Below are 21,914 nucleotides of genomic sequence, written 5' to 3'. Positions count from 1 at the left end.
GGAGGCACCATGCAATTTTCCATCGACTCGAACCAGGCCGCCAGGGGGCGGCCTGACAACCTCGCCGATCGCCTTTACCAGCAGATCAAGGAGGACATCTTCGAGTTCCGCCTGCTGCCCGGCGATCGCTTCAGCGAAGGCGAGGTGGCCACGCGCATGTCCGTCAGCCGCACCCCGGTGCGCCAGGCGCTGTACAGGCTCGAGCGTGAAGGCTATCTGGAGGTGCATTTTCGCAGCGGTTGGCAGGTGGTGCCCTTCGACTTCGAGCGATTCGAGGCGCTCTACGACCTGCGCATCGTGCTGGAACAGGCGGCGGTCAGGTGCCTGTGCGATCTGGACGTCGAGCTCAGCCAGCGGCTGCAGGCGCTGGTGGGCGTTTGGCTGGTGGAGGAGGACCAGCGCCAGCAGGACGGGCGCCTGGTCAGTGAGCTGGACGAGGCGTTCCACTGCGCGCTGGTGGCGGCAACGGGCAATCGTGAGATGGCCCAGGTGCATCGCGAGGTCACCGAGAAGATCCGTATCATTCGCCGCCTGGATTTCACCCAGCGGCCACGGGTCGCGATCACCTACGAGGAGCATGGCGATATCCTCAGGGCCATCCTGCAGCGTCGCGCGGAGCTGGCCTGCCAGTTGTTGCGCTCGCACATCGAGATCAGCAAGGCCGAGGTGCGCAAGATCACCCTGCACATGCTGCACAGCGCGCGGCAGCGCTTGCAGATTAGACGTGTCACACCTTGAAGCTATGCACGTTCTCAGGTCGGCTGGATGGGAAACGGCAACCGCCCCAGCAACTCGACGATTGTCGTCGCGCAGCGCCCATCGGGGTCCAGGTCGGGGTCGAAGACCGTGACCGTCATGCCCCGGCAGCGTCGATCCGCCACGAACGGGGTGAGGATCCTCACCAGGTCGTCGGGGGCGATGCCTGGTGACCCCGGGCTGTCGACTGCGGGCATGGACACGTTCTCGCCAGTCAGGAACCATCGGCCTGGCTGGCCATCAGTGCGTTGAGTTCACCATAGCTGTGGGCCTTCAAGCCGTGGGTGTCGAGCTGGCCGCTTTCCAGGAAACGCTGGGCCAGGCCGCTCATGGCGCCATAGAGAAACTCGGCGATGCTCGAGCCGGCACTCAGGCGGCGAACGCCAAGTCGTTGCAGTTCGGCGGGGGCGGGCAGGCCTGCGCGCCAGAGCAGGTTGACCGGCAACGTCACCTCCCGGCACAGCGTGGCGATCTCGCCGGGCTCGACCACGCCGGCGGCAAACAGCCCGTTCGCGCCGCCAGCGGCATAGCGCGCGGCGCGCCGCAGGAGCTCCTCGAGGCGCTGCTCGGCGGGCAGCAGGTTCTTCAGGTAGACATCGCTGCGCACGTTGATGAACAGGTCGACCCCGCGCCGGCTCGCGGCGTTTCTGGCGGCGTCGAGCTTGCGCAGGAGCTGTTCGGGAGGCTGCGTGCCGTCCTCGATGTTGATCCCCACCGCGCCGGCGGCGATGACCGTGTCGACGACCTTGGCGACCTGTTCGGGGGCGTGCGAATAGCCGCCTTCGATATCCACCGTCAGCGGCACGCTGAGCACCCTTGCCATCGACTCGACGGTGCCGGCCAGCAGTGACAGGGGCAGCTTGTCGCCGTCCTGGTAACCGTGCGACCAGGCCACGGCGGCGCTGCTGGTGGCGACCGCCTGGCTGCCCTGGCGCTCGACCAGGCGCGCGCCGCCGGCGTCCGCCACGTTGGCCAGAAGTAACAACCCTTGCTGGTGAAGACCATGAAATACGCGATCCAGTGCTGCCATGACGACATGACTCCCTTGAACATCCTGTTGATGGTTCACTGCGGGGCCTAGATTGCCATTTTCCCTGGGGTTCGACGAGCGTGTTGCAACGCCTCGAAAGGACCAGCCCTCAGAGCCTGCCGATCTTCTCCAGTTCAACCCCAAGCTGATCGCGCCCGAGGCGGTCCAGGGGCAGGGCGAGGAACGCCCGGCAGCGCCGTTCGATATGCGCCAGGGTGGCGCGGAAGGCGGCGTCGATGGCCTGCTCGTCGCCCACCACCTCGGACGGGTCCGCCAGCCCCCAGTGGCATTTCAGGGCCGGGCCGAAGTATACCGGGCAGGTTTCTCCGGCGGCCTTGTCGCACACGGTGATGACGATGTCCGGCGGGTTGTGCGCGAAGGCGTCGTTGCCTTTGCTGCTCAGCCCCTCGATGGCGATGCCGGCCTGCTGCAGGGTGCTCAGGCTGCGCGGCAGCACCTGGCCCCTTGGAAAGCTGCCGGCGCTCACGGCCTGCAAGCCCGGCGGCGCCAGGTGGTTGAACAGGGCTTCGCTGAGGATGCTGCGGCAACTGTTGGCCGTGCACATGAACAGGACTCGCATGGGGCGCTCCGGGTATCAAAGGCTCAGGCGCAAGGCCAGGGCCGAGAGGGTGATCAACAGGACCGGCAGGGTCAGCAGGATGCCGACCTTGAAGTAGTAGCCCCAGGTGATGCGCATGCCCTTGCGCTCGAGCACGTGCAGCCAGAGCAGGGTGGCGAGGCTGCCGATGGGGGTGATCTTGGGGCCCAGGTCGCAGCCGATGACGTTGGCGTAGATCATCGCCTCGCGCACCAGGCCCTGGGCATCGCTGGCCTGGATCGACAGCGCGCCGATGAGCACGCTGGGCATGTTGTTCATCACCGACGACAGCAAGGCGGCGAGCAGGCCGGTGCCGAGGGTGGCGCTCCACAGGCCGTGCGCGGCCAGGCGGTCGAGCAGTTGCGTGAGCAGGTCGGTGAGGCCGGCGTTCTTCAGGCCGTACACCACCAGGTACATGCCCAGCGAGAAGATCACCACCTGCCAGGGCGCCTCGTGCAGCACGCGGCGGGTGGAGATGCGATGTCCGCGGGCGGCGACGGCGAACAGCATCGCCGCGCACACCGCCGCCACCGCGCTGACCGGCACGCCCAGCGGCTCAAGGGCGAACAGCCCGACCAGCAGCACCACCAGCATCCAGCCGCCGACCACGAAGGTGGCGCGGTCATGGATCGCCGCCTCAGGTGCCTTGAGCGCATCGAGGGCGTAGTGACGGGGCAGGTCGCGGCGGAAGAACAGCCAAAGCACGCCGAGGGTGGCGGCGACGCTGACCAGGTTCACCGGGACCATCACCGCGGCGTACTCGCCGAAGCCCAGGCCGAAATAGTCCGCCGAGACGATATTGACCAGGTTCGACACCACCAGCGGCAGGCTCGCGGTGTCGGCGATGAAGCCGGCGGCCATGACGAACGCCAGGGTCGTGGCCGCCGAGAAGCGCAGGGCCAGCAGCATCGACATGACGATGGGGGTTAGGATCAACGCGGCGCCGTCGTTGGCGAACAGTGCCGACACCGCCGCGCCCAGCAGCACGCAGAAGGCGAACAGCCGGTAGCCGCTGCCATTGGCCCAGCGCGCCACATGCAGGGCGGCCCATTCGAAGAAGCCGGCTTCGTCGAGCAGCAGGCTGATGATAATGATGGCGATGAAGGTGGCCGTGGCGTTCCAGACGATGGCCCAGACCGCCGGGATATCCTGCAGCGAGACCGCGCCAACGGCCAGGGCGATCAGCGCGCCGAGTGCCGCGCTCCAGCCCACGCCCAGGCCACGGGGTTGCCAGATCACCAGCACCAGGGTGAAGACGAATACCGCGATCGCGATCAGCATGGGTGTTTTCCGGGGGCAGGTTCAGCAGCAGGCGGCGCGTTGCGGGCGGCCGTCCATGAGCTGCAGGCGGGTGGTGTTGTCGTGCAGCCAGGTTTCGTTGGCCCGCAGGGTCAGTTGCAGCAGGTCATGCACCCAGGCGGGGAGCTGCGGGGCGAGGCGGTAGTACACCCACTGGCCCTGGCGGCGGTCCTGCAACAGGCCGCAGTTGCGCAGTTGAGCCAGGTGGCGGCTGATCTTCGGCTGGCTGTCACCGAGGGCGCACATCAACTCGCAGACGCACAGCTCGCCCGACTGGGCGATCAGCAAGGTGGCACGGGCGCGGGTCTCGTCGGCGAGGCATTTGAATACCTCGGGGGGCGTGAGCATGGTGATGGCCTGTACATATGGAAAATCGAATATACGAATTTCCATATGTAAAGCGCAACCCCATCGCGGGGCAAGCCCGCTCCCACGCTGTGCAAGCTAAATCAGCAAGTTATGTTTTGTTCCAGAGGGAAGCAGGCAGCGCATGGACTGTTCAGCGGCGATAGTAGCGGTGGTCGTCGTCATAGCGATGTCGCAGGGCGCGTTCGTGATGGCGCTCCCAGTAGCGTTGCCGTTCCATTTCGCGGCGGTGCTGTTCCCGGCGCCATTGTTCGCGGCGCCACTGCTCCCGACGCCAGTCGTCGCGGTGATCGTGCCAGCGCTCGTCGTGCCGGTAGCGGTCGTCATGGGCCAGCAGCGGCGCCGAGGGCGTGCTGGCCAGGCTTGGCCAAGGGTTTTCGCTGGCCTGGCGGTCCGCCAGTTCGAAGGTGTGAGGTGTCGAGGTCTTCATCGGTGCGGCGGATGCCGAGCCTGCGGCCGCGAGTGCGAACAGGCCAACGAGCAGCATGCATGGGGCAGGGAATTTCATGAGTGAAGACAACCTCTGAATGGCAGGAGAGCGTGCGTTCGGTGGCTGTTGGAGCAACCGAGGAAAGCACTCACCCAATAGACCGGGAAAATGGAAAAAGTTCTGGAGGGGGGGTTGCTTCGGGAGGTGTTCGCCACAGCCCTTGCAGCGCCTATGAGATCGAGCGCCGCCCGCGCGGCGCATCGCGACGCAAGGCCGCTCCTACATTTGTTGCAACGTGCCGAACCTGTCAGGCCATGGTTGCCAGTCTTGGTGCACGTCTTGAGACAGGCGAGGCGGCAGTGGTGCACACGCTGAAACCGCGGCGTACCCACAAGGCGTACCAGGTAATGGCACAGGATTGACTGGCCCGAAACAGATGTAGGAGCAACTGTCTTGCTCAACTGCTAAAGCATCCGCGACCCTGGTGCAGATGCTCGATGGCGTGGCATCGATCGCATCTGGTCCGGCAGCTCCGGTGACACTGGGCGCCGGTTGGCAGCAACTGTTCGGCGACACGGAACGCACTCCGAGGGTCGCATTGCCAGCCGGTGCCGGAGCCTGGACCCACGGACACCTGGTGGTCGAGCGCATGCCCCTGGCCGAGGTGCTCGAGGAACTCGACAACTATCGTCCCGGCGTGCTCAGGTGCGACCCGCGGGTCGCGCGATTGCAGGTCAGCAGGTCATTGTCCCTCGACCAGCCGGATGCCAGCCTGATGCTGCTGACCGAGATCCTGCCGGTCCGGGTCCAGCGGGTGCTGGGGTTCTGGGTCAACGTGGTGCCGGCCTGAGCCCACTCATTTCACCTGGCCGTTGTACACCACGGTCGCGGCGCCATCCTTCTTGATGGTCAGCTTGTTGCCCTCGGCCATGCTTTCGACCATTTCCGAACAGCCATCCACTTCGGCCTTTCCATCCACGTACTCGCCGCTGGTGTCGAAACTGAAGACATAGGTGGACGCCGGGCAGGCATTGCCGCCTTCGCCCGTGGACACCACCAGCACATAACGGTTGGGGCCGAAGGCGTAGGCCTTCTCGATGGCGACGTAGCCGGTGGCTTCGGCGTCGGCGACGATGGACTCCATGACATTCATCACGCCTGCCCGGGACTGGTAGTTCAACGCGGTGCCCAGTTCCATGCTCTGGACGCTGAACGGACCGGCGCCTTCGTCGCTGATCGGCAGCGGTGCATAGGCGATGCTTGGCGCCAGCGGCGCGGTGACGGCGGGCTTGGCCAGCAGCGCGGCCTGGGGCTGCGGGTTGACGCACTGGCCGCTTTCACAGATGCGCTCACCCTTGCAGTCGGTGTCCTTGGCGCATTGGCCGGACACCGCGGAGGTCTGTTCGGCCTTGTCGCAGCCGGCGATGGCCAGGGTGAGGAGGGTGAGGGCAAGCAGTCGCTTCATCAGCGAAGTCCTTTTCATGGATGAGGGCTGCGTAGTATCGCCAATCCGCGGGCGGATGTCGTGGGGCTAGTTGTTCACCAACAACTCCGGCCCCAGGTACCGGTTGATCTGGTCGATGTCATCATCCCCCAGGCTGCCCACCGCCGAGGCCAGGCGCAGGCGCGACATCAGGTAGCGCAGCTTGGCCTCGAACAGGTCATGCCGTGCCACGAACAGCAGCTCCTCGGCGTCGAGCACATCGGCGTTGGTGCTGGTGCCGCCGGCACTGAAGCCCTTGCGTGCCGACAGCAGCGAGCGTTCGTTGGAGGCCACCGCCTTTTCCAGCGCGTGCACGCGCAGGGCGCCGCTTTGCACGCCACGAAACTCGCGGGTGGTGCCGGTGATGACTTCCTGTCGCGTGGCATCCAGTTCGTCCAGGGCCTTGGCGCTGTTGGCGCTGGCCTGGCGGCTCAGCGCACTGACGCCGCCGCCACTGTAAAGCGGAATGTTCAGCTCCAGGCCGATCGAGCTGTAGTGGTTGCGCTGGTTCAGCTCGGAGATCGACTGGCTCTTGCCGGCGGTGTAGCCGGCGACGAAGTCCAGGGTCGGCCAGTGGCCGGCCTTGGCGCGTTTGACCTCTTCTTCGGCCAGCGCGTAGCTGTGCCGGCGCGCCTGGATCACCGGGCTGTCGGCCTGGGCCCTGGCCAGCCAGTCGCGCAAGTTGTCCGGCAGCAGCGGCGGGGTGGCGAAGTCCGCCTGCAGGGTGGTCAGCGACACGGGTGTCTCGCCGATGTACTCGGCCAGCTTGCGGCTGGCGTTGGCCAGGTTGTCCTGGGCCTCGATCAGTTCGGCCTCGGCGAGGTCACGGCGGGCCAGGGACTCGTCGATATCGGTGATGGTGCCGGCCCCCAGCTGCATGCGTCGCCTGGCCGAGCCGAGCTGCTCCTCGAAGGCGCCGAGCTTGGCCCGGGCCAGGTTGATGGTCTCGCTGGCCAGGAGCACGTCGAAGTAGCTGTCGGCCAGGCGCACGGCGGCGTCCTGGCTCTTGGCGTCGAACACCGCCACGCTGTAGTCGGCGCGTTGCTGGCCCTGGCGGTATTCGGCCATCTTCTGCTTGTTGAACAGCGGCTGGCGCAGGCGCAGGTTGGCGCCGGTGGCGTCATAGTCGAGGTCGTTGTCGATGCCGTGCTGGCGCTGGCTGCCGTCGATGCGGTTGGCGTAGGCCGAGGCGTTGACCTGCGGCAGCAGGCCGGCCTGGCCGATGGCGCGGTTTTCCAGACCGGCCTGCTGTTCATGCACCGCGGCGCGGTAGATCGGCCCCTGGTACTGCAGCAGATCCCAGGCTTGCTTGAGGTCCATGGCGCCTGCTGGCGACGCCAGCGCCAGCAGGCACAGGCCAAGGCAGTGGCGGTTCATCTCATTGCTCCTTGAACGCGGCGTCGACGCGTTCGAGCAGGGGTTTGAGCAGGTAGCTCAGCAGGTTGCGCTCGCCGGTCTTGATGGTGACGGTGGCGGGCATGCCGGGGCGAATATGGTTGCTGCCGAGCAAAGCCATGCCCTCGGCTGTGACCTCCACCTGGGCCAGGTAGAACGGCTGCTTGCTCTCCTCGTCGAGTAGACGGTCGGCGGAGACGGTCAGCACGCGCCCGGGAATGTTCGGTGTGCTGGCGTGGTTGAAGGCCGGGAAGGCGATGTCCACGGCCAGGCCCGGGGTCATGCGGTCGATGGCCTGCACTGGGATCATCGCGTCGACCTGCAGCGGCTCGTCGAGCGGGACGACCTCCATGATCCGGCTGCCGGGTTGGACCACCCCGCCGACGGTGGCGATGCTCAAGGCCTGGACCATGCCGTCGATGGGCGCGCGGATGATCGTATGGGTCACTTCGTAGTCCAGGGCGCGCAGGCGATCGGCCAGGGTGGTGCTTTCCTTGGCGGTGTCGGTCAGCTGCGACTGCACTTCCTTGAGGTAGTCGTGGCGGCGCTGCAGGACGCGCAGCCTGAGCTCGTTGATCTGGCTGCGAACCCGGGCGATGTTGTTGAGGTTCTCGGCCTGGCCGGCGGAGAGGTCGGCGTTGCTGCGCTCAAGCTCCAGCAGGCGGTTGCGCGGCACGTAGCCTTCGGCCGCGAGCATGCGCGTGCCTTGCAGCTCCTGGCCGAGGAAGCCGATCTGCGAGGCGCGGGCGCCATACACCTGCTGCAGGCCCTTGAGCTGCACCGCCGAGGCGGCGAGGTTCTCCTCGAGGATGCCGATCTCGCCGGCCAGGCCCGCGCGGCGGGTCGCCAGCAGGTGCTGTTGCAGGTCCATGGCCGCCAACAGGCGCGGATCGTCTTCGAACTGGCGCAGCAGGGCAGGGGCGAAGGTCACCGTGTCGTGGCCGTCGCGCTCGGCCTCCAGACGGTTCTCCACGGTCTTGCTGACAATGTACTGGGCGCTGACCGCGCCTTGCTCGGCCACCGCATGCAGGGCGTCGAGGCGTACCAGCGCCTGGCCTTTGTTCACCCGCTCGCCCTCGTGCACCAGGATCGCCTCGACGGTGCCGCCGGTCAGGTGCTGCACGGCCTTGCGGTTGCTGGTGACCTTGACCGTGCCGGTGGCGACCACGCCAGCGTCCAGGGGCGCCAGCCATGACCACAGGAGGAAGCCGCCGAAGCCGGCGAGCGCCAGCCACAGGCCCCAGCGCACGGGTTTGCCGACGTCGAGGTCGATCGGATTGGCGTCGCTGGGCAGCAGTTCGGTTTGCGTGGAATGGATCATGATCGGTCACTCCCGTACCTTGACGGCGGCCAGCGGGGTCGCGGCGCCAGCGGGGATCACGCTGGCCGTGCGCAGGGCGGCGAACACTTCTTCACGGCTGCCGAGCATCTGCACGGCGCCGTCGCGCAGCATCAGCACCTTGTCGACGGCGCAGAGCACGTTGGGGCGGTGCGAGATCAGCACCACCGTGGCGCCGCGGCCCTTGAGCTCGGCGAGGGCGTCGACCAGGGCCTTCTCGCCGAGGTCGTCGAGGTTGGCGTTCGGTTCGTCCAGCACGATCAGGTTGGGTTCGCCGTACAGCGCGCGGGCCAGGGCGATGCGCTGCTTCTGGCCACCGGACAACGGGCCGCCGTCGCTGTCCAGGCGGGTGTCGTAGCCCTGGGCAAAGCGCAGGATCATGTCGTGCACGCCGGCGCTCCGGGCGGCGCGAATCACTGCCTCGCTGTCCACTTCGGCGAAGCGGGCGATGTTGTCGGCGATGCTGCCTTCGAACAGCTCGACATCCTGGGGCAGGTAGCCGAGCCAGGGGCCCAGTTCGCGCTTGTTCCAGGTGAAGATGTCGGCGCCGTCCAGGCGCACCTTGCCGGCCTGGGCTGGCCACACCCCGACCAGCAACCGCGCCAGGGTCGACTTGCCAGAGGCGGACGGGCCGATCACCCCGAGGCTTTCACCCGGCGTCAGGCTCAGGCTGACGCCGCGCAGGATGGTGCTGCTGGTGCCGGGCGCGCCGGCATAGACGTTCTCTACCGCCAGCATGCCCAGCGGCCGTTGCAGCGACATGCTCGGCGGGCGCTGCGGGTAGTCCTGCAGCAAACCGTTGAGCCGCCCCCAGGCCAGGCGGCAGCCGAGCAGCGGCTTCCACGCGGCGATCACCTGTTCCACCGGACCCAAGGCTCGGCCGGTCAGAATCGAGCAGGCGATCATCATGCCCGGGGTGATCTTGCCCTCGATCGCCAGCAGGGCCCCGGTGCCGAGGATCAGCGACTGCAGGGTGATGCGCACGAAGCGCCCGATGCTGCCGATGACGGCGGCGCGGTCGGAGGCCAGGGTCTGCATCTGCAGGATGCGCAGGTGGCTCTGGAACCAGCGCTGGCTGATCGACGGCAGCATGCCCATGGCCTCGATCACCTCGGCGTTGCGCAGGTTGTTGTTGGCGTAATGGGCGCAGGCGAGGGCGGCGTGGTTGGCCTCGCCCAGGGGCTGCTTGGTGGCCTTTTCGGTGAGCCAGGCCAGGGCCGCGAGGATCAGCGAGCCGACCAGGGTGACCAGGCCGAGCAGCGGGTGGATCAGGTAGGCGACGAGCAGGTAGATCGGTGTCCAGGGCGCGTCGAAAAAGGCGAACAGGCCGTTGCCGGTGAGGAACTGACGCACCTGCGCCAGGTCCTGCAGCGCTTGGCCGGGGCTGCCGCCGGCACGACTGAGGTTGCGCTCGAAGGCGGCGCTGAACAGGCGTCGGTTGAGTGCCATGTCCAGGCGGTTGCCGACCCGCACCAGCACCCGGCTGCGCAGCAGCTCCAGGGTGGTCATCAGCAGGAACAGCCCTACCACCAGCACCGTCAGCATGCCCAGGGTCGTGAGGTTGCGGCTGACCAGCGCGCGGTCGTACACCTGCAGCATGTACACGGCGGGCGTCAACATCATGACGTTTATCACCCCGCTGAACACCGCCAGGGCATAGAAACTGCGTCGCAGTTGAAACAGTGCCTCGGCCAGCTCGGAGCGGGTACCTGTCTGCCTGGTCATCGGGGGAGCCTCCCTCTGCGCAAAATGCCGGCCGCCGTTGCGGTGGTCGGGCTAAAAGCCTTGTGGTTGCTGGCCTGCAGAAGGTCTGTCGCTCTTGTGGCGGGTTATTCCGAATACGCTGCAGGGAGCCCACAAACAGCAGAGTAGGTTGCGTAGAAATATCTTGTAATATCTTTTTGCTCTATATGTTCCTTCAAGTTCCTATTAAAAACAGTGGCTTGAGAAGCATTATCGATGCGAGATATTTTTTGCTGACGAAATATTGACAAGATTTTGCCGCGCAACTTTAGTCTTAATCAGTTCGTGGGAACTTTCGCCGCAGGCCTGCTGTCGCCCCGACCCCTCGCGAATCCTTGTCGACATTCCTGTGGGAGCAGAACATGACTCGTCTCCTGTTCTTGTACCGAGTGAATGGGCTCTACAGGACGTTCCCCTGCCATTCGAGAAACCATGGCCCGCCCCGGGCCCGGGAGCGCCGCGCCTGAGCGACGGCGAGCCCTGAACCTTCGCGAATCCGAGGCACGTAGCCCGCACGACGGGTAACGCTGTCGCGCACCCGTATTCGCCATAAAAAAACCAACCGCATGACCGTGCACGCCACCGACCGGGCGCGACGGGCGCCTGCGCCTCGCTCCCGACAGACAGAGGTCAACCATCATGGCCAATTTCAGCAAGTCCGACCTGCAATTCATCCTCCAGCAGATTTTCATCGCCGAGGCCCACGCCCAGGGCGCCAGCCTCATCGACCTGCTGCCCAACAGCCAGGTGCCGTTCGGCCTGCGTACCGTCGATGGCAGCTACAACAACCTGGTGACCGGGCAAAGCGAGTTCGGCGCCTCGGACAACGCCTTCCTGCGCTTGATGGATGCCCAGTACCGCGCGGCGTATTCCGGCACCGGCACGGTGAGCGACAGCCAGCCGCGCACCATCAGCAACCTGATCGTCGACCAGACCGCCAACAACCCGGCCGCGGTCGATGCCAACGGCGGCGCCGCCCCGGTGCTCAGCCCCGGCATCGACGGGGTGTTTGGCACCGCCGATGACAAAGAGGTGTTCTTCATTCCCAACCAGTCGCCGGATGCCGGCCTGACCGCCGGCTTCAACGCCTGGATGACCTTCTTTGGTCAGTTCTTCGACCACGGCCTGGACCTGGTCACCAAGAGCAGCAGCCAGATGGTGTTCATCCCGCTGCAACCGGACGACCCGCTGTACGTGGCCAACAGCCCGACCAACTTCATGGTGCTGCCGCGTGCCGTGCGCACGGCCGGCGCCGATGGCGTGGTCGGAACCGCCGACGATGGCCAGCCCAACACCACCTCGCCCTTCGTCGACCAGAGCCAGACCTACAGCTCGCACCCCTCGCACCAGGTATTCCTGCGCGAGTACGCCCTCGATGCGGCCGGTCACCCGGTGGCCACCGGGCGCTTGATCACCAACCGTGACCTGGGCGCCGATGGCAAGTTCGGCACCAGCGACGATGGCAACGGCGAGAACGGCGGCATGGCCACGTGGGCCGTGGTCAAGGCCCAGGCCCGCGACATCCTCGGCATCAACCTGACCGACGCCGACGTGCACCGGGTGCCACTGCTGGCCACCGACGCCTATGGCAACTTCCTGCGTGGACCCAACGGCATGCCGCAGGTGGTGATCCGCGTGGGCAATGGCGCCGACGGCATTGCCGGCACCGCCGACGACGTCACCCAGCTGGTCGAAGGCAACCGCGCCGCGCCCATCAGCCTGGCCAATGCCGTGAGCAGCGGCCATGGTTTTCTCGACGACATCGCCCACAACGCCGAGCCGGTGTTGGTCGGCGGGGTGCTGCAGGCCGATGCCGACAGTGCCGTGGGCAATGCCCAGCCCATGGGCCCGGGCGGCAACAACCTGACCTACGACAACGAACTGCTCGACGCCCACTACATCGCAGGTGACGGCCGGGTCAACGAGAACATCGGCCTGACCGCCGTGCATCACGTGTTCCACTCCGAGCACAATCGCCTGGTCCAGCAGACCAAGGACACCATCCTCGCCTCGGGCGACCTGGCGTTCCTCAACGAGTGGCTGATCGACGATGTGGCCGCCTTGCCCGCCACGCCCGCCGAGGTGGCGGCGCTGGTGTGGAATGGCGAACGCCTGTTCCAGGCGGCCAGGTTCGGTACCGAGATGCAGTACCAGCACCTGGTGTTCGAGGAGTTCGCCCGCACGATCCAGCCACAGATCGACGAGTTCCTCGCCCCCAGTGGCTACGACACCTCGATCAACCCGGCGATCCTCGCCGAATTCGCCCATGTGGTGTACCGCTTCGGCCACTCGATGCTGACCGAGACCGTCGACCGCTTCGACCCGGCGTTCAACCCGATCCTCAGCGATCCGGACAACCCGGACCAGCAACTGGGCCTGATCGCCGCCTTCCTCAACCCGCTGGCCTTCGCCGGCAGCGGCGCCACCGCCGATGAAGCGGCCGGGGCGATCATCCGTGGCGTGACCCGCCAGCTTGGCAACGAGATCGACGAGTTCGTCACCGAGGCGCTGCGCAACAACCTGCTCGGCCTGCCCCTGGACCTGCCGGCGCTGAACCTGGCCCGTGGCCGCGACACCGGCATCCCCTCGCTCAACGAGGCGCGGCGCGAGTTCTACACCATGACCGGCGACAGCCAGCTCAAGCCCTACATCAGCTGGGTCGACTTTGCCGACCACCTCAAGCACCCCGCGTCGCTGGTCAACTTCATCGCCGCCTACGGCACTCACGCTTCGATCACCTCGGCGACCACCCTGGTCGACAAGCGCGCCGCCGCCCTGGCCCTGGTGCTCGGCGGCAGCGGCGCGCCGTCCGACCGCCTGGACTTCCTCAACGGCACCGGCGCCTGGGCCAACGTGACCAAGGCCGGCAAGGACGGCGTGCTGGGCACCGCGGACGACCTGAGCGGGGTGACGGTGACCGGGGTCGACGCCATCGACTTCTGGGTCGGCGGCCTGGCCGAGCAGAAGATGCCCTTCGGCGGCATGCTCGGCTCGTCCTTCAACTTCGTCTTCGAGACCCAGCTGGAGGCCCTGCAGAACGGCGACCGCTTCTATTACCTGTCGCGTACCGCGGGCCTTAACTTCGGCGCGGAGCTGGAGAACAACTCGTTCGCCAAGCTGATCATGGCCAACTCGGATGTCACCCACCTGTCCAACACCGTGTTCCTCACCCCGACCTTCACCCTCGAGGTCAACCAGGCCAACCAGTTCACCGGCCTTGGCGGCGACGGCCGCGCCGACCCCACCGGAGGGATCGAGATCAACGGCGTGGAGATCGTGCCGCTGGTCATTCGCGACAACCCCGACACCGTGGGGCCGGACGGCAACTACCTGCACTACACCGGCGAGGACCATATGGTGCTCGGCGGTACCTCGGGCGATGACATCATCCTTTCCGGCGAAGGCGACGACACGCTCTATGGCGATGGCGGCAACGACTACCTCGAGGGCGGCGCCGGCAACGATGCCGTGCTCGGTGGCGCAGGCGACGACATCATCACTGACGCGTTCGGCGACAACCGCCTGGAAGGCAACGCCGGCAACGACGTGATCGTCGCCGGCAGCATGCTCGCCGCCGGCAACCTGATCCTCGGCGGCGACGGCCAGGACTTCATCATCACCACCGAGGACATCAGCACCACCTTCGGCGGCCAGGGCGACGACTTCATCCTCGGCGCCAAGACCAACCTGCCGCCCACCGGCAACGAAGGTGACGACTGGATCGAGAAGGGCACCCAGGACGGCGCGCCGGGCGACAACTTCGCGCCGCTGCTCACCGATGAAGTGGTGGGCAACGACATCTTCGTCGGCGGCGGCGGCTTCGACGAAATGATCGGCGAGGGCGGCGACGACATCTTTGTCGGCAGCGATGCCCAGGACAAGATGGACGGCATGTCCGGCTTCGACTGGATCACCTACAAGAACGACCAGGTCGGCGTCACCGCCGACCTGAGCCTGGCCGCGCTGGCGCAGCCCCATGGCAACGCGCCGAACCAGAACGCCGGGGTGTTCAACCCGGTCGGCGCCTCGCCGGCGTCGATCCTCGATCGCTTCGCCGAGGTCGAGGGGCTGTCCGGTTCGCGCTTTGCCGACGTGCTCAAGGGCGACGACGTCGATGCGGTCACCATCCTCAACCATGGCGGCACCACCGGCAGCGCCCTGAGCAATGTCGCGCTGATCCGCGGCTTGGCGCAGTTCCTCGCCGACGCCGGGCTGCCGACCACGGGCTTTGCCACCGGCAACATCCTGCTGGGCGGCAATGGCAGCGACCTGATCGAGGGTCGCGGCGGCGACGATCTGATCGACGGCGACAAGTGGCTCAACGTGCGTATCGCGGTCTACGCCGCCGATGACGTCGACCACACGGGGCCAGAAATCGCCAGTTTCGACAGCATGGTCGAGATGATCCCGTTCATGCTCGACCGCACCTACAACCCCGGCCAGCTCAAGGCCATCCGGGAAATCCTGCCCGGCACCTCGACTGGCGGCGCGGCCTTCGACACCGCGGTGTTCTCCGGGGTGCAGGCCGAGTATGTGGTGACCCAGGACACCCGCGGCACCGCCGATCTGGCGGACGATGTATGGACCGTGGCCGATACCGTGGCCGGGCGTGACGGCACCGATACCCTGCTGCACATCGAGCGCCTGCAGTTCGCCGATGCCCAGCGCGTGCTGGTGCCGGGCCTGAACGCGCAGCCGACTGGCAGCCCGAGCCTCAGTGACGGCAACGGTGGCGCGATCACCGTGGGCGATATCCTCAGCGTGAGCATGGCCGGGGTGCGCGACGGCGACAACGTCACGGCGGGCAACCCGCTGGGCACCCTGGCCAATGCCTCGGTGTCCTACTACTGGCAGTTCGAGGCCGACCCCGGCAGCGGCGTGTTCCAGGACATCATCCTGCTGCCGGCCGGCGACCTGGCGTTCCAGAGCGCCGATGGCACCGCGTTCAAGGTGTCGCCGGACCTGGTCGGCCTTTCGCTGCGGGTCAAGGCGATCTACCAGGACGCCCACGGCACCACCGAGGTGCTGTTCTCCGCGCCCACCAGCGTGGTCGAGGCCGGCGCGCCGGTGGTGCCGACCGCGCCCACGCCGGTGGTCGATGCCAGCGCGGGGGGCGAGGGCCTGCACATGGTCCGTTCCGACCTCAACTTCATCCTTGCCCAGATCAAGATCGCCGAAGCGGATGCCGCCGGGCAGGACATCCTCTCGCTGATCCCCAACATCCGCGCACCCTTGGGCCTGCGCGCGGTCGACGGCTCGAACAACAACCTGATGAACCTCAATGGCCATGACCACACCGAGTATGGCGCCGCCGACAATGTCTTCCCGCGCCTGACCGACCCGGTGTTCAATGCCGCCGAGGGCGCGCCTGCCGGGTTCTTCGGCCCCGGCTCACCGGCCATTCCCGGCTCGTCGTACCAGCAGACCAGCGGCTACGTGTTCGACTCGCAGCCGCGCACCATCAGCAACCTGATCGTCGACCAGACCTCGAACAACCCGGCGGCCTACGCCAGCGCCTACGACCCCGGCGCCAACGGCGTGCTGGACTTCGGCACGCCGGGCAACGACGACCAGCTCAAGGACGGTGTGCGGGTGGTCGCCAGCCCAGGCATGGACGGCCAGTTCGGCACCGGCGACGACCATGATGTCTTCCTGTTCGAGAACACCTCGGCGGATGCCGGGCTGTCGGCGCCGTTCAACGCCTGGATGACCTTCTTCGGCCAGTTCTTCGACCACGGCCTGGACCTGGTCACCAAGGGCGGTTCGGGGACCATCTTCATACCCCTGCAGCCGGACGACCCGCTGTACGTGCCGGGCGGTGCCGCCAACTTCATGGTGCTGACCCGGGCCACCAACCTGCCGGGGCCGGACGGCATCCTCGGCAACGCCGACGATATCCACGAGCACACCAACACCACCACGCCGTTCGTCGACCAGAACCAGACCTACAGCTCGCACCCCTCGCACCAGGTCTTCCTGCGTGGCTACCAGCTCACCGCCAGTGGCCCCATCGCCACCGGCCGGCTGATCACCAACCGTGACCTGGGCGCCGACGGCAAGTTCGGCACCGCTGACGACAGCGAGATCGGTGGCATGGCCACCTGGAAGGTGGTCAAGGCCCAGGCCAACGACATCCTCGGCATCCACCTGACCGACGCCGACGTCGACAACGTGCCGCTGCTGGCCACCGATGCCTATGGCAACTTCATCAAGGGGCCGCATGGCTATCCGATGGTGGTGATGAAGGGCGCCGACGGCCTGGGTGGCACCGCCGACGATGTGCTGGTCGAAGGCAACCCGCTGGCGCCGATCGACCTGACCCACGCCGTGCGCACCGGCCACCAGTTCCTCGCCGACATCGCCCACAATGCCGTGCCGGTGTCCATCGGCGGCGTGCTGGCGCCGGATGCCGACAGCGCCACCGGCAACGCCGTGCCGGTCAACCCGCACACCGGCGCCAACCTGGCCTACGACAATGAACTGCTGGACGCCCACTACATCGCCGGCGATGGCCGGGTCAACGAGAACATCGGCCTGACCGCGGTGCATGCGATTTTCCATTCCGAGCACAACCGGCTGGTGGCGCAGACCCAGGACACCGTGCTCGACTCGGGCGACCTGGCCTTCCTCAACGAGTGGCTGCTGACCCCGGTCAGCGCCTTGCCCGCCAGCCAGGCCGAGATCGACGCCCTGGTGTGGAACGGCGAGCGGTTGTTCCAGGCAGCCAAGTTCGGCACCGAGATGCAGTACCAGCACCTGGTGTTCGAGGAATTCGCCCGGACCATCCAGCCGCGCGTCGACCTGTTCTTCGCCCCGACTCAGGTCTACGACGTCGACCTCGATGCCTCGATCGTCGCCGAGTTCGCGCACACCGTGTACCGCTTCGGCCACTCGATGCTGACCGAAACCGTCGACCGCTTCGACATCGACTTCAAGGTGATCGGCGACCCGGCCAGCGCCAACCCCGAGCAGCAGATGGGCCTGATCGCGGCGTTCCTCAACCCGCTGGCCTACGCCGCCAGCGGCGTGACCCCCGAGGAGGCGACCAGCGCCATCGTGCGCGGGGTGACCCGCCAGGCCGGCAACGAGATCGACGAGTTCGTCACCGAGGCGCTGCGCAACAACCTGCTCGGCCTGCCGCTGGACCTGCCGGCGATCAACATCGCCCGTGGCCGCGATGTCGGCATCCCCTCGCTGAACGCCGTGCGCCGCGACATCTTCGGGCAGACCGGCGATACCCAGCTCAAGCCCTACACCAGCTGGGTCGACCTGGTGCAGCACCTCAAGCACCCGGAATCGCTGATCAACTTCATCGCCGCCTACGGCACCCACGGCTCCATCACCTCGGCCACCACCCTCGACGGCAAGCGTGCCGCGGCCCTGGCCCTGGTGTTCGGTGGCGCGGACGCGCCGTCCGACCGCCTGGACTTCCTCAACGGCAGCGGCAGCTGGGCCAACGTGACGCTGGCGGGCAAGGACGGGGTGCTGGGCAGCGTCGATGACCTCAAGGGCGTGACGGTGACCGGCGTCGATGCCATCGACCTGTGGATTGGCGGCCTGGCCGAGGCCAAGACCCCGTTCGGCGGCATGCTCGGCAGCACCTTCAACTTCGTGTTCGAGAACCAGCTGGAGAAACTGCAGGACGGCGACCGCTTCTATTACCTGGAGCGCACCGCCGGCCTGTCGATGAACGCCGAGCTGGAAAGCAACTCGTTCGCCAAGCTGATCATGGCCAACACCTTGGCCACGCACCTGCCGGGCCTGGTGTTCTCCGACCCCGGGTTCTACCTGGAGCTGGATCGCAGCAAGCAGTACAACGACGGCCTGGGCAACGCCGACCCGCTCGGCGACAACGGCCAGCAGGTGGTGTTTCGCGACAGCCCGCTGACCGAAGGGCCCGACAGCAACTACATCCGTTATGCCGGTGACCAGCACATCGTGCTGGGCGGCACCCAGGGCGACGACATCCTGGTTTCCAGCGAAGGCGACGACACGGTCTGGGGCGACGGCGGCAACGACCGCATCGAAGGCGGCTACGGCAACGACCAGCTGCGCGGCGGTGCCGGCGACGACATCATCAGCGACATGGGCGGCGACGATAACATCCAGGGCGGCGACGGCAACGATGTGCTGCATGGCGGCAATGGCGTCAACCTGATCATCGGCGGCTTCGGCAACGACTTCATCGTCACCGGCGAGGATGCTTCCGAGGCCATCGGCGGCCAGGGCAACGACTTCATCCTCGGCAGCAAGGCCAACGAGCAGGACATGGGCAACGAAGGCGACGACTGGATCGAGAAGGGCACCTCGGACGGCGCCCCCGGCGACAACTTCGACCCCCTCGGCAACGACCCGGTGATCGGCAACGATGTGTTCGTCGGCGGCAACGAGAACGACAAGTTCAACGGTGAAGGCGGCGACGACATCATGGTCGGCAGCCTCGGCTTCGGCGATCGCTACATCGGCGGTTCCGGCTATGACTGGGCGACCTTCAAGGGCCTGGCCCAGGGCGTGACCGTCGACTACAGCGACCGCTTCTTCGATGTGCCGCCGGTACCGGGCTCGGGGGCTTCGGCGCTGGTGCGCTTCGACATCATGGAAGGGCTGTCGGGTTCGGCGCACGGTGACTTCCTGCGCGGCGACAACGAGGACGCCACCTCGCTGCCGACCGCCGGGGCCACCGGCAGCGTGCTCACCAACATCAGCCTGATCAACGGCCTGGCCGGGCTGCTGCCCGTCGGTGCGACCTTCTACGACGGCGGCAACATCATCCTCGGCGGCAGTGGCAGCGACCTGATCGAAGGGCGTGGCGGCGACGATATCCTCGACGGTGACAAGTGGCTGAACGTGCGCATCAGCGTGCGTGCCAACAATGACGGCAGCGGGCCGGAGATCGCCTCGTTCGACAGCATGGAGCCGATGGTGCCGCTGATGCTCAAGGGCACCTACAACCCCGGCCAGCTGGTGATCGTGCGGGAAATCCTCAGCGGTACCGACCAGTACGACACCGCGCTGTTCTCCGGCATCGCCACGGACTACCGCATCGTCGTCGAAGGCAACACGGTGATCGTCACCGACACGGTGGTCGGCCGCGACGGCGTCGATCGCCTGACCGGCATCGAGCGCCTGCAGTTCGCCGACGGTGCCCAGGCTTCCGGCGTGGGCAGCGCGGTGAACAACGGCCCCAGCGGCCACCTGGCGATCGTCGACGATGCCACCGGCCTGCGCGACGACACGCCCGTGGCCGGGCAGTTGCTGCGGGTCAGCGACCTGGCGGTGCACGATGCCGACAACCAGGGCGCGAGCAACCCCAGCGGCGCGCTGAGCGGGCCGGTGGCCTATTACTGGCAGGTGGAGAACATCCCCGGCACGGGCGTCTACGAGGACATCACCTTCGTCGCCGCCGGCGAGGTCTCGCGGGCGATTGGCAGCACCTACCGGGTGGCGGATGATGTCGCCGGCCTGAACATTCGCGTGCGGGCGGTGTACCAGGATGCCAAGGGCACCCTGGAGATCGTCGACTCCTCGGCCAACAGCGCGCCCAGCAGCGGGCCCGCCGTGGCCGGGCTGCTGGTGCAGAACCAGGTGCTGAGCGCCAACCCGGCGACCATCGTCGACGCCGACGGCATCGGCAGCGCGCCGTTCACCTTCCAATGGCAGATGAACAACGGCGCGGGCTGGGTCGATATCGCCGGTGCCACCGCCAGTACCTTCACCCTTGGCCAGCCCCAGGTCGGCCAGCATGTCCGGGTGCAGGTGGGCTACGTGGACACCTTCGGCGTGGCCGAGCGCGCCGCCTCCGACATCCTCGGACCGGTGGCCAACGTCAACGATGCGCCGACTGGCACGGTGCTGATCAGCGACACCACGCCGGACCAGGGGCAGCTGCTGACCGCCTCGACCGCCGGCATCGCCGATCTCGACGGGCTGGGCGCCTTCAGCTTCCAGTGGCAGCAGGGCGTGGGCGGCAACTTCGTCGATATCGCCGGCGCCACCACGGCGAGCTACACCCCGGGCTTCGCCCAGGGCAACCAGCAACTGCGGGTGATCGTGCGCTACACCGACGGCTTCGGCGCCCAGGAAACCGTCACCTCTGCCGCGACCACGGCGGTGCGCCTGCTGACCGGCGTCACCCTGGTGGGCACCAGCGCGGCGAACATACTCACCGGCGGCGCGGGCAACGATGTGCTACGGGGCCTGGGTGGCAACGACACGCTCAATGGGCTGGGCGCGGTGGACCAGCTGTTTGGTGGGGCGGGCAACGACATCCTCAACGGCGGTGACGACGGTGACTTCCTGTTCGGCGAGGACGGCAACGACACCCTCAACGGTGGCGTTGGCGCGGATGCCATGGACGGCGGCCTCGGCAACGACACCTTCGTGGTCGACAATGCCGGCGACAGTGTCGTCGAGGCGGTCGGTGGCGGTACCGACCTGGTGCAGACCAGCCTGCTCAGCTACCAGCTCGGCGCCAACGTCGAGAACCTCACCTACACCGGCAGCGGCAATTTCACCGGCACCGGCAACGCGCTGGCCAACACCCTCACCGGCGCGGCCGGCAACGACCAGCTCGATGGCGGTGCCGGTGGTGACCGGATGGTGGGCGGTGCCGGCAACGACACCTATATCGTCGACTCCACGTCGGATGTGGTGGTCGAGGCGGGTGGCGGCGGCATCGACACCGTGTTGACCGCGCTGGCCAGCTACAGCCTGGCTGCCAACGTCGAGAACCTGACCTACACCGGCGTCGGCAACTTCGTCGGCACCGGCAACGGGCTGAACAACGTCATCACCGGCGGTGCCGGCAACGACACCCTCAGTGGCGACGGCGGCAACGATACCCTGGTCGGCAACGCCGGCAACGACACGCTCAACGGCGATGCCGGCAACGACCAGCTGATCGGTGGCCTCGGCGCCGACAGCCTGAACGGGGGCGGCGGCGATGACAGTCTTGACGGCGGGGAGGGCGATGATTCGCTCAATGGCGGTGTCGGCAACGACACGCTGCAGGCCGGGGCGGGCAACGACAACCTCGACGGTGGCGTCGGCATCGATGTGCTGGTCGGTGGCGACGGCAATGACACGGTGCTGGGCGGTGGCGGCAACGATGTCGTGCAGGGCGGCAACGGCAACGACTTCGTCGATGGCGGGGCCGGTGACGACATCGTCAGCGGTGGCGCCGGCAATGACTCGCTGGTGGCCAGCGACGGCAACGATATCTTCCAGTTCGCGGCGGGCTTCGGCACCGACCAGGTGTTCGGCTTCGACGCCGCCCCGGCAGGCGGCCAGGACCGGCTGGATATCACGGCGCTGAGCATTACCGCGGCGAGCTTTGCCGTCAGTGTCAGCATTGCCGATGTGGGCGCCGATACGCTGGTCAGTTTCGGAGGGCCTGACTCCATACGCCTGGTCGGGGTGGGGGATGCGACCAGCGTGACGGCGGCGGACTTTATCCTCGCGTCTTGAGGGCAAGTG

General features: G+C 67.0%; 13 protein-coding genes. 3 read left to right on the top strand and 10 right to left on the bottom strand.

The window, feature by feature from the left end; genetic code table 11:
* The first annotated feature begins 9 nt into the window (after positions 1-9).
* Positions 10-738, top strand: coding sequence for a GntR family transcriptional regulator (locus tag VUG52_RS17385; RefSeq protein ID WP_050705174.1), 729 nt, complete (start codon positions 10-12; stop codon positions 736-738).
* A 14-nt stretch (positions 739-752) separates the two neighbouring features.
* Here VUG52_RS17385 and VUG52_RS17380 read toward each other — a convergent pair whose 3' ends face one another.
* The 6 genes from VUG52_RS17380 to VUG52_RS17355 form a co-directional block, all read right to left on the bottom strand.
* On the bottom strand, positions 753-953 hold the full coding sequence (locus tag VUG52_RS17380; protein WP_050705175.1) for a hypothetical protein: 201 nt from the start codon (positions 951-953) through the stop codon (positions 753-755).
* A 17-nt stretch (positions 954-970) separates the two neighbouring features.
* Positions 971-1,786, bottom strand: a complete 816-nt coding sequence (locus VUG52_RS17375) for an isocitrate lyase/PEP mutase family protein (RefSeq protein ID WP_050705176.1) — start codon at positions 1,784-1,786, stop codon at positions 971-973.
* Positions 1,787-1,895: 109 nt separating this feature from the next.
* The gene (locus VUG52_RS17370; RefSeq protein WP_050705177.1) at positions 1,896-2,366 is read right to left on the bottom strand and encodes an arsenate reductase ArsC; all 471 of its coding nucleotides are present in this window, start codon (positions 2,364-2,366) and stop codon (positions 1,896-1,898) included.
* A gap of 15 nt (positions 2,367-2,381) precedes the next feature.
* Positions 2,382-3,665, bottom strand: a complete 1,284-nt coding sequence (locus VUG52_RS17365) for an arsenic transporter (RefSeq protein ID WP_050705178.1) — start codon at positions 3,663-3,665, stop codon at positions 2,382-2,384.
* A gap of 21 nt (positions 3,666-3,686) precedes the next feature.
* The gene (locus VUG52_RS17360; RefSeq protein WP_050705179.1) at positions 3,687-4,031 is read right to left on the bottom strand and encodes a metalloregulator ArsR/SmtB family transcription factor; all 345 of its coding nucleotides are present in this window, start codon (positions 4,029-4,031) and stop codon (positions 3,687-3,689) included.
* Between the two features lie 151 nt (positions 4,032-4,182).
* Positions 4,183-4,557, bottom strand: coding sequence for a hypothetical protein (locus VUG52_RS17355; RefSeq protein WP_050705180.1), 375 nt, complete (start codon positions 4,555-4,557; stop codon positions 4,183-4,185).
* A gap of 424 nt (positions 4,558-4,981) precedes the next feature.
* Between VUG52_RS17355 and VUG52_RS17350 the strand changes: the two genes are divergently transcribed.
* Positions 4,982-5,329, top strand: a complete 348-nt coding sequence (locus VUG52_RS17350; RefSeq protein WP_156329615.1) for a hypothetical protein — start codon at positions 4,982-4,984, stop codon at positions 5,327-5,329.
* A 6-nt stretch (positions 5,330-5,335) separates the two neighbouring features.
* Here the strand turns inward: VUG52_RS17350 and VUG52_RS17345 are convergent, their stop codons facing one another.
* The 4 genes from VUG52_RS17345 to VUG52_RS17330 all read right to left on the bottom strand — a co-directional run bounded on the left by VUG52_RS17345 (position 5,336) and on the right by VUG52_RS17330 (position 10,421).
* Positions 5,336-5,944: a hypothetical protein gene (locus VUG52_RS17345; RefSeq protein ID WP_050705182.1), complete on the bottom strand. Its 609-nt coding sequence runs from the start codon at positions 5,942-5,944 to the stop codon at positions 5,336-5,338.
* Positions 5,945-6,010: 66 nt separating this feature from the next.
* Positions 6,011-7,339, bottom strand: a complete 1,329-nt coding sequence (locus VUG52_RS17340) for a TolC family outer membrane protein (protein WP_050705183.1) — start codon at positions 7,337-7,339, stop codon at positions 6,011-6,013.
* 1 nt (position 7,340) lies between these two features.
* Complete coding sequence (locus VUG52_RS17335) at positions 7,341-8,678, bottom strand: HlyD family type I secretion periplasmic adaptor subunit (protein WP_050705184.1); 1,338 nt, start codon at positions 8,676-8,678, stop codon at positions 7,341-7,343.
* Positions 8,679-8,684: 6 nt separating this feature from the next.
* Positions 8,685-10,421: a type I secretion system permease/ATPase gene (locus tag VUG52_RS17330; protein ID WP_050705185.1), complete on the bottom strand. Its 1,737-nt coding sequence runs from the start codon at positions 10,419-10,421 to the stop codon at positions 8,685-8,687.
* Positions 10,422-11,078: 657 nt separating this feature from the next.
* On the opposite strand from VUG52_RS17330, the gene VUG52_RS17325 reads away from it, so the two are divergent.
* Positions 11,079-21,905 carry a peroxidase family protein gene (locus tag VUG52_RS17325; protein ID WP_050705186.1) on the top strand — a complete coding sequence of 3,609 codons (10,827 nt, stop codon included), beginning with the start codon at positions 11,079-11,081 and terminating at the stop codon, positions 21,903-21,905.
* The last annotated feature ends 9 nt before the right edge of the window (positions 21,906-21,914 follow it).

The sequence above is a fragment of the Pseudomonas sp. LH21 genome (genome assembly GCF_036549575.1).
GTDB classification, from domain to species: Bacteria; Pseudomonadota; Gammaproteobacteria; order Pseudomonadales; family Pseudomonadaceae; genus Aquipseudomonas; species Aquipseudomonas peradeniyensis.
This window is presented reverse-complemented; position numbering and strand designations above follow the sequence as displayed.

Excerpts from the sequence above, each read along its gene's own strand:
- VUG52_RS17335 (WP_050705184.1), bottom strand. The coding sequence starts at position 8,678 with ATGATCCATTCCACGCAAACCGAACTGCTGCCCAGCGACGCCAATCCG.
- VUG52_RS17355 (WP_050705180.1), bottom strand. The coding sequence starts at position 4,557 with ATGAAATTCCCTGCCCCATGCATGCTGCTCGTTGGCCTGTTCGCACTC.
- VUG52_RS17330 (WP_050705185.1), bottom strand. The coding sequence starts at position 10,421 with ATGACCAGGCAGACAGGTACCCGCTCCGAGCTGGCCGAGGCACTGTTT.
- VUG52_RS17370 (WP_050705177.1), bottom strand. The coding sequence starts at position 2,366 with ATGCGAGTCCTGTTCATGTGCACGGCCAACAGTTGCCGCAGCATCCTC.
- VUG52_RS17345 (WP_050705182.1), bottom strand. The coding sequence starts at position 5,944 with ATGAAGCGACTGCTTGCCCTCACCCTCCTCACCCTGGCCATCGCCGGC.
- VUG52_RS17365 (WP_050705178.1), bottom strand. The coding sequence starts at position 3,665 with ATGCTGATCGCGATCGCGGTATTCGTCTTCACCCTGGTGCTGGTGATC.
- VUG52_RS17325 (WP_050705186.1), top strand. The coding sequence starts at position 11,079 with ATGGCCAATTTCAGCAAGTCCGACCTGCAATTCATCCTCCAGCAGATT.
- VUG52_RS17375 (WP_050705176.1), bottom strand. The coding sequence starts at position 1,786 with ATGGCAGCACTGGATCGCGTATTTCATGGTCTTCACCAGCAAGGGTTG.
- VUG52_RS17360 (WP_050705179.1), bottom strand. The coding sequence starts at position 4,031 with ATGCTCACGCCCCCCGAGGTATTCAAATGCCTCGCCGACGAGACCCGC.
- VUG52_RS17340 (WP_050705183.1), bottom strand. The coding sequence starts at position 7,339 with ATGAACCGCCACTGCCTTGGCCTGTGCCTGCTGGCGCTGGCGTCGCCA.
- VUG52_RS17385 (WP_050705174.1), top strand. The coding sequence starts at position 10 with ATGCAATTTTCCATCGACTCGAACCAGGCCGCCAGGGGGCGGCCTGAC.
- VUG52_RS17380 (WP_050705175.1), bottom strand. The coding sequence starts at position 953 with ATGCCCGCAGTCGACAGCCCGGGGTCACCAGGCATCGCCCCCGACGAC.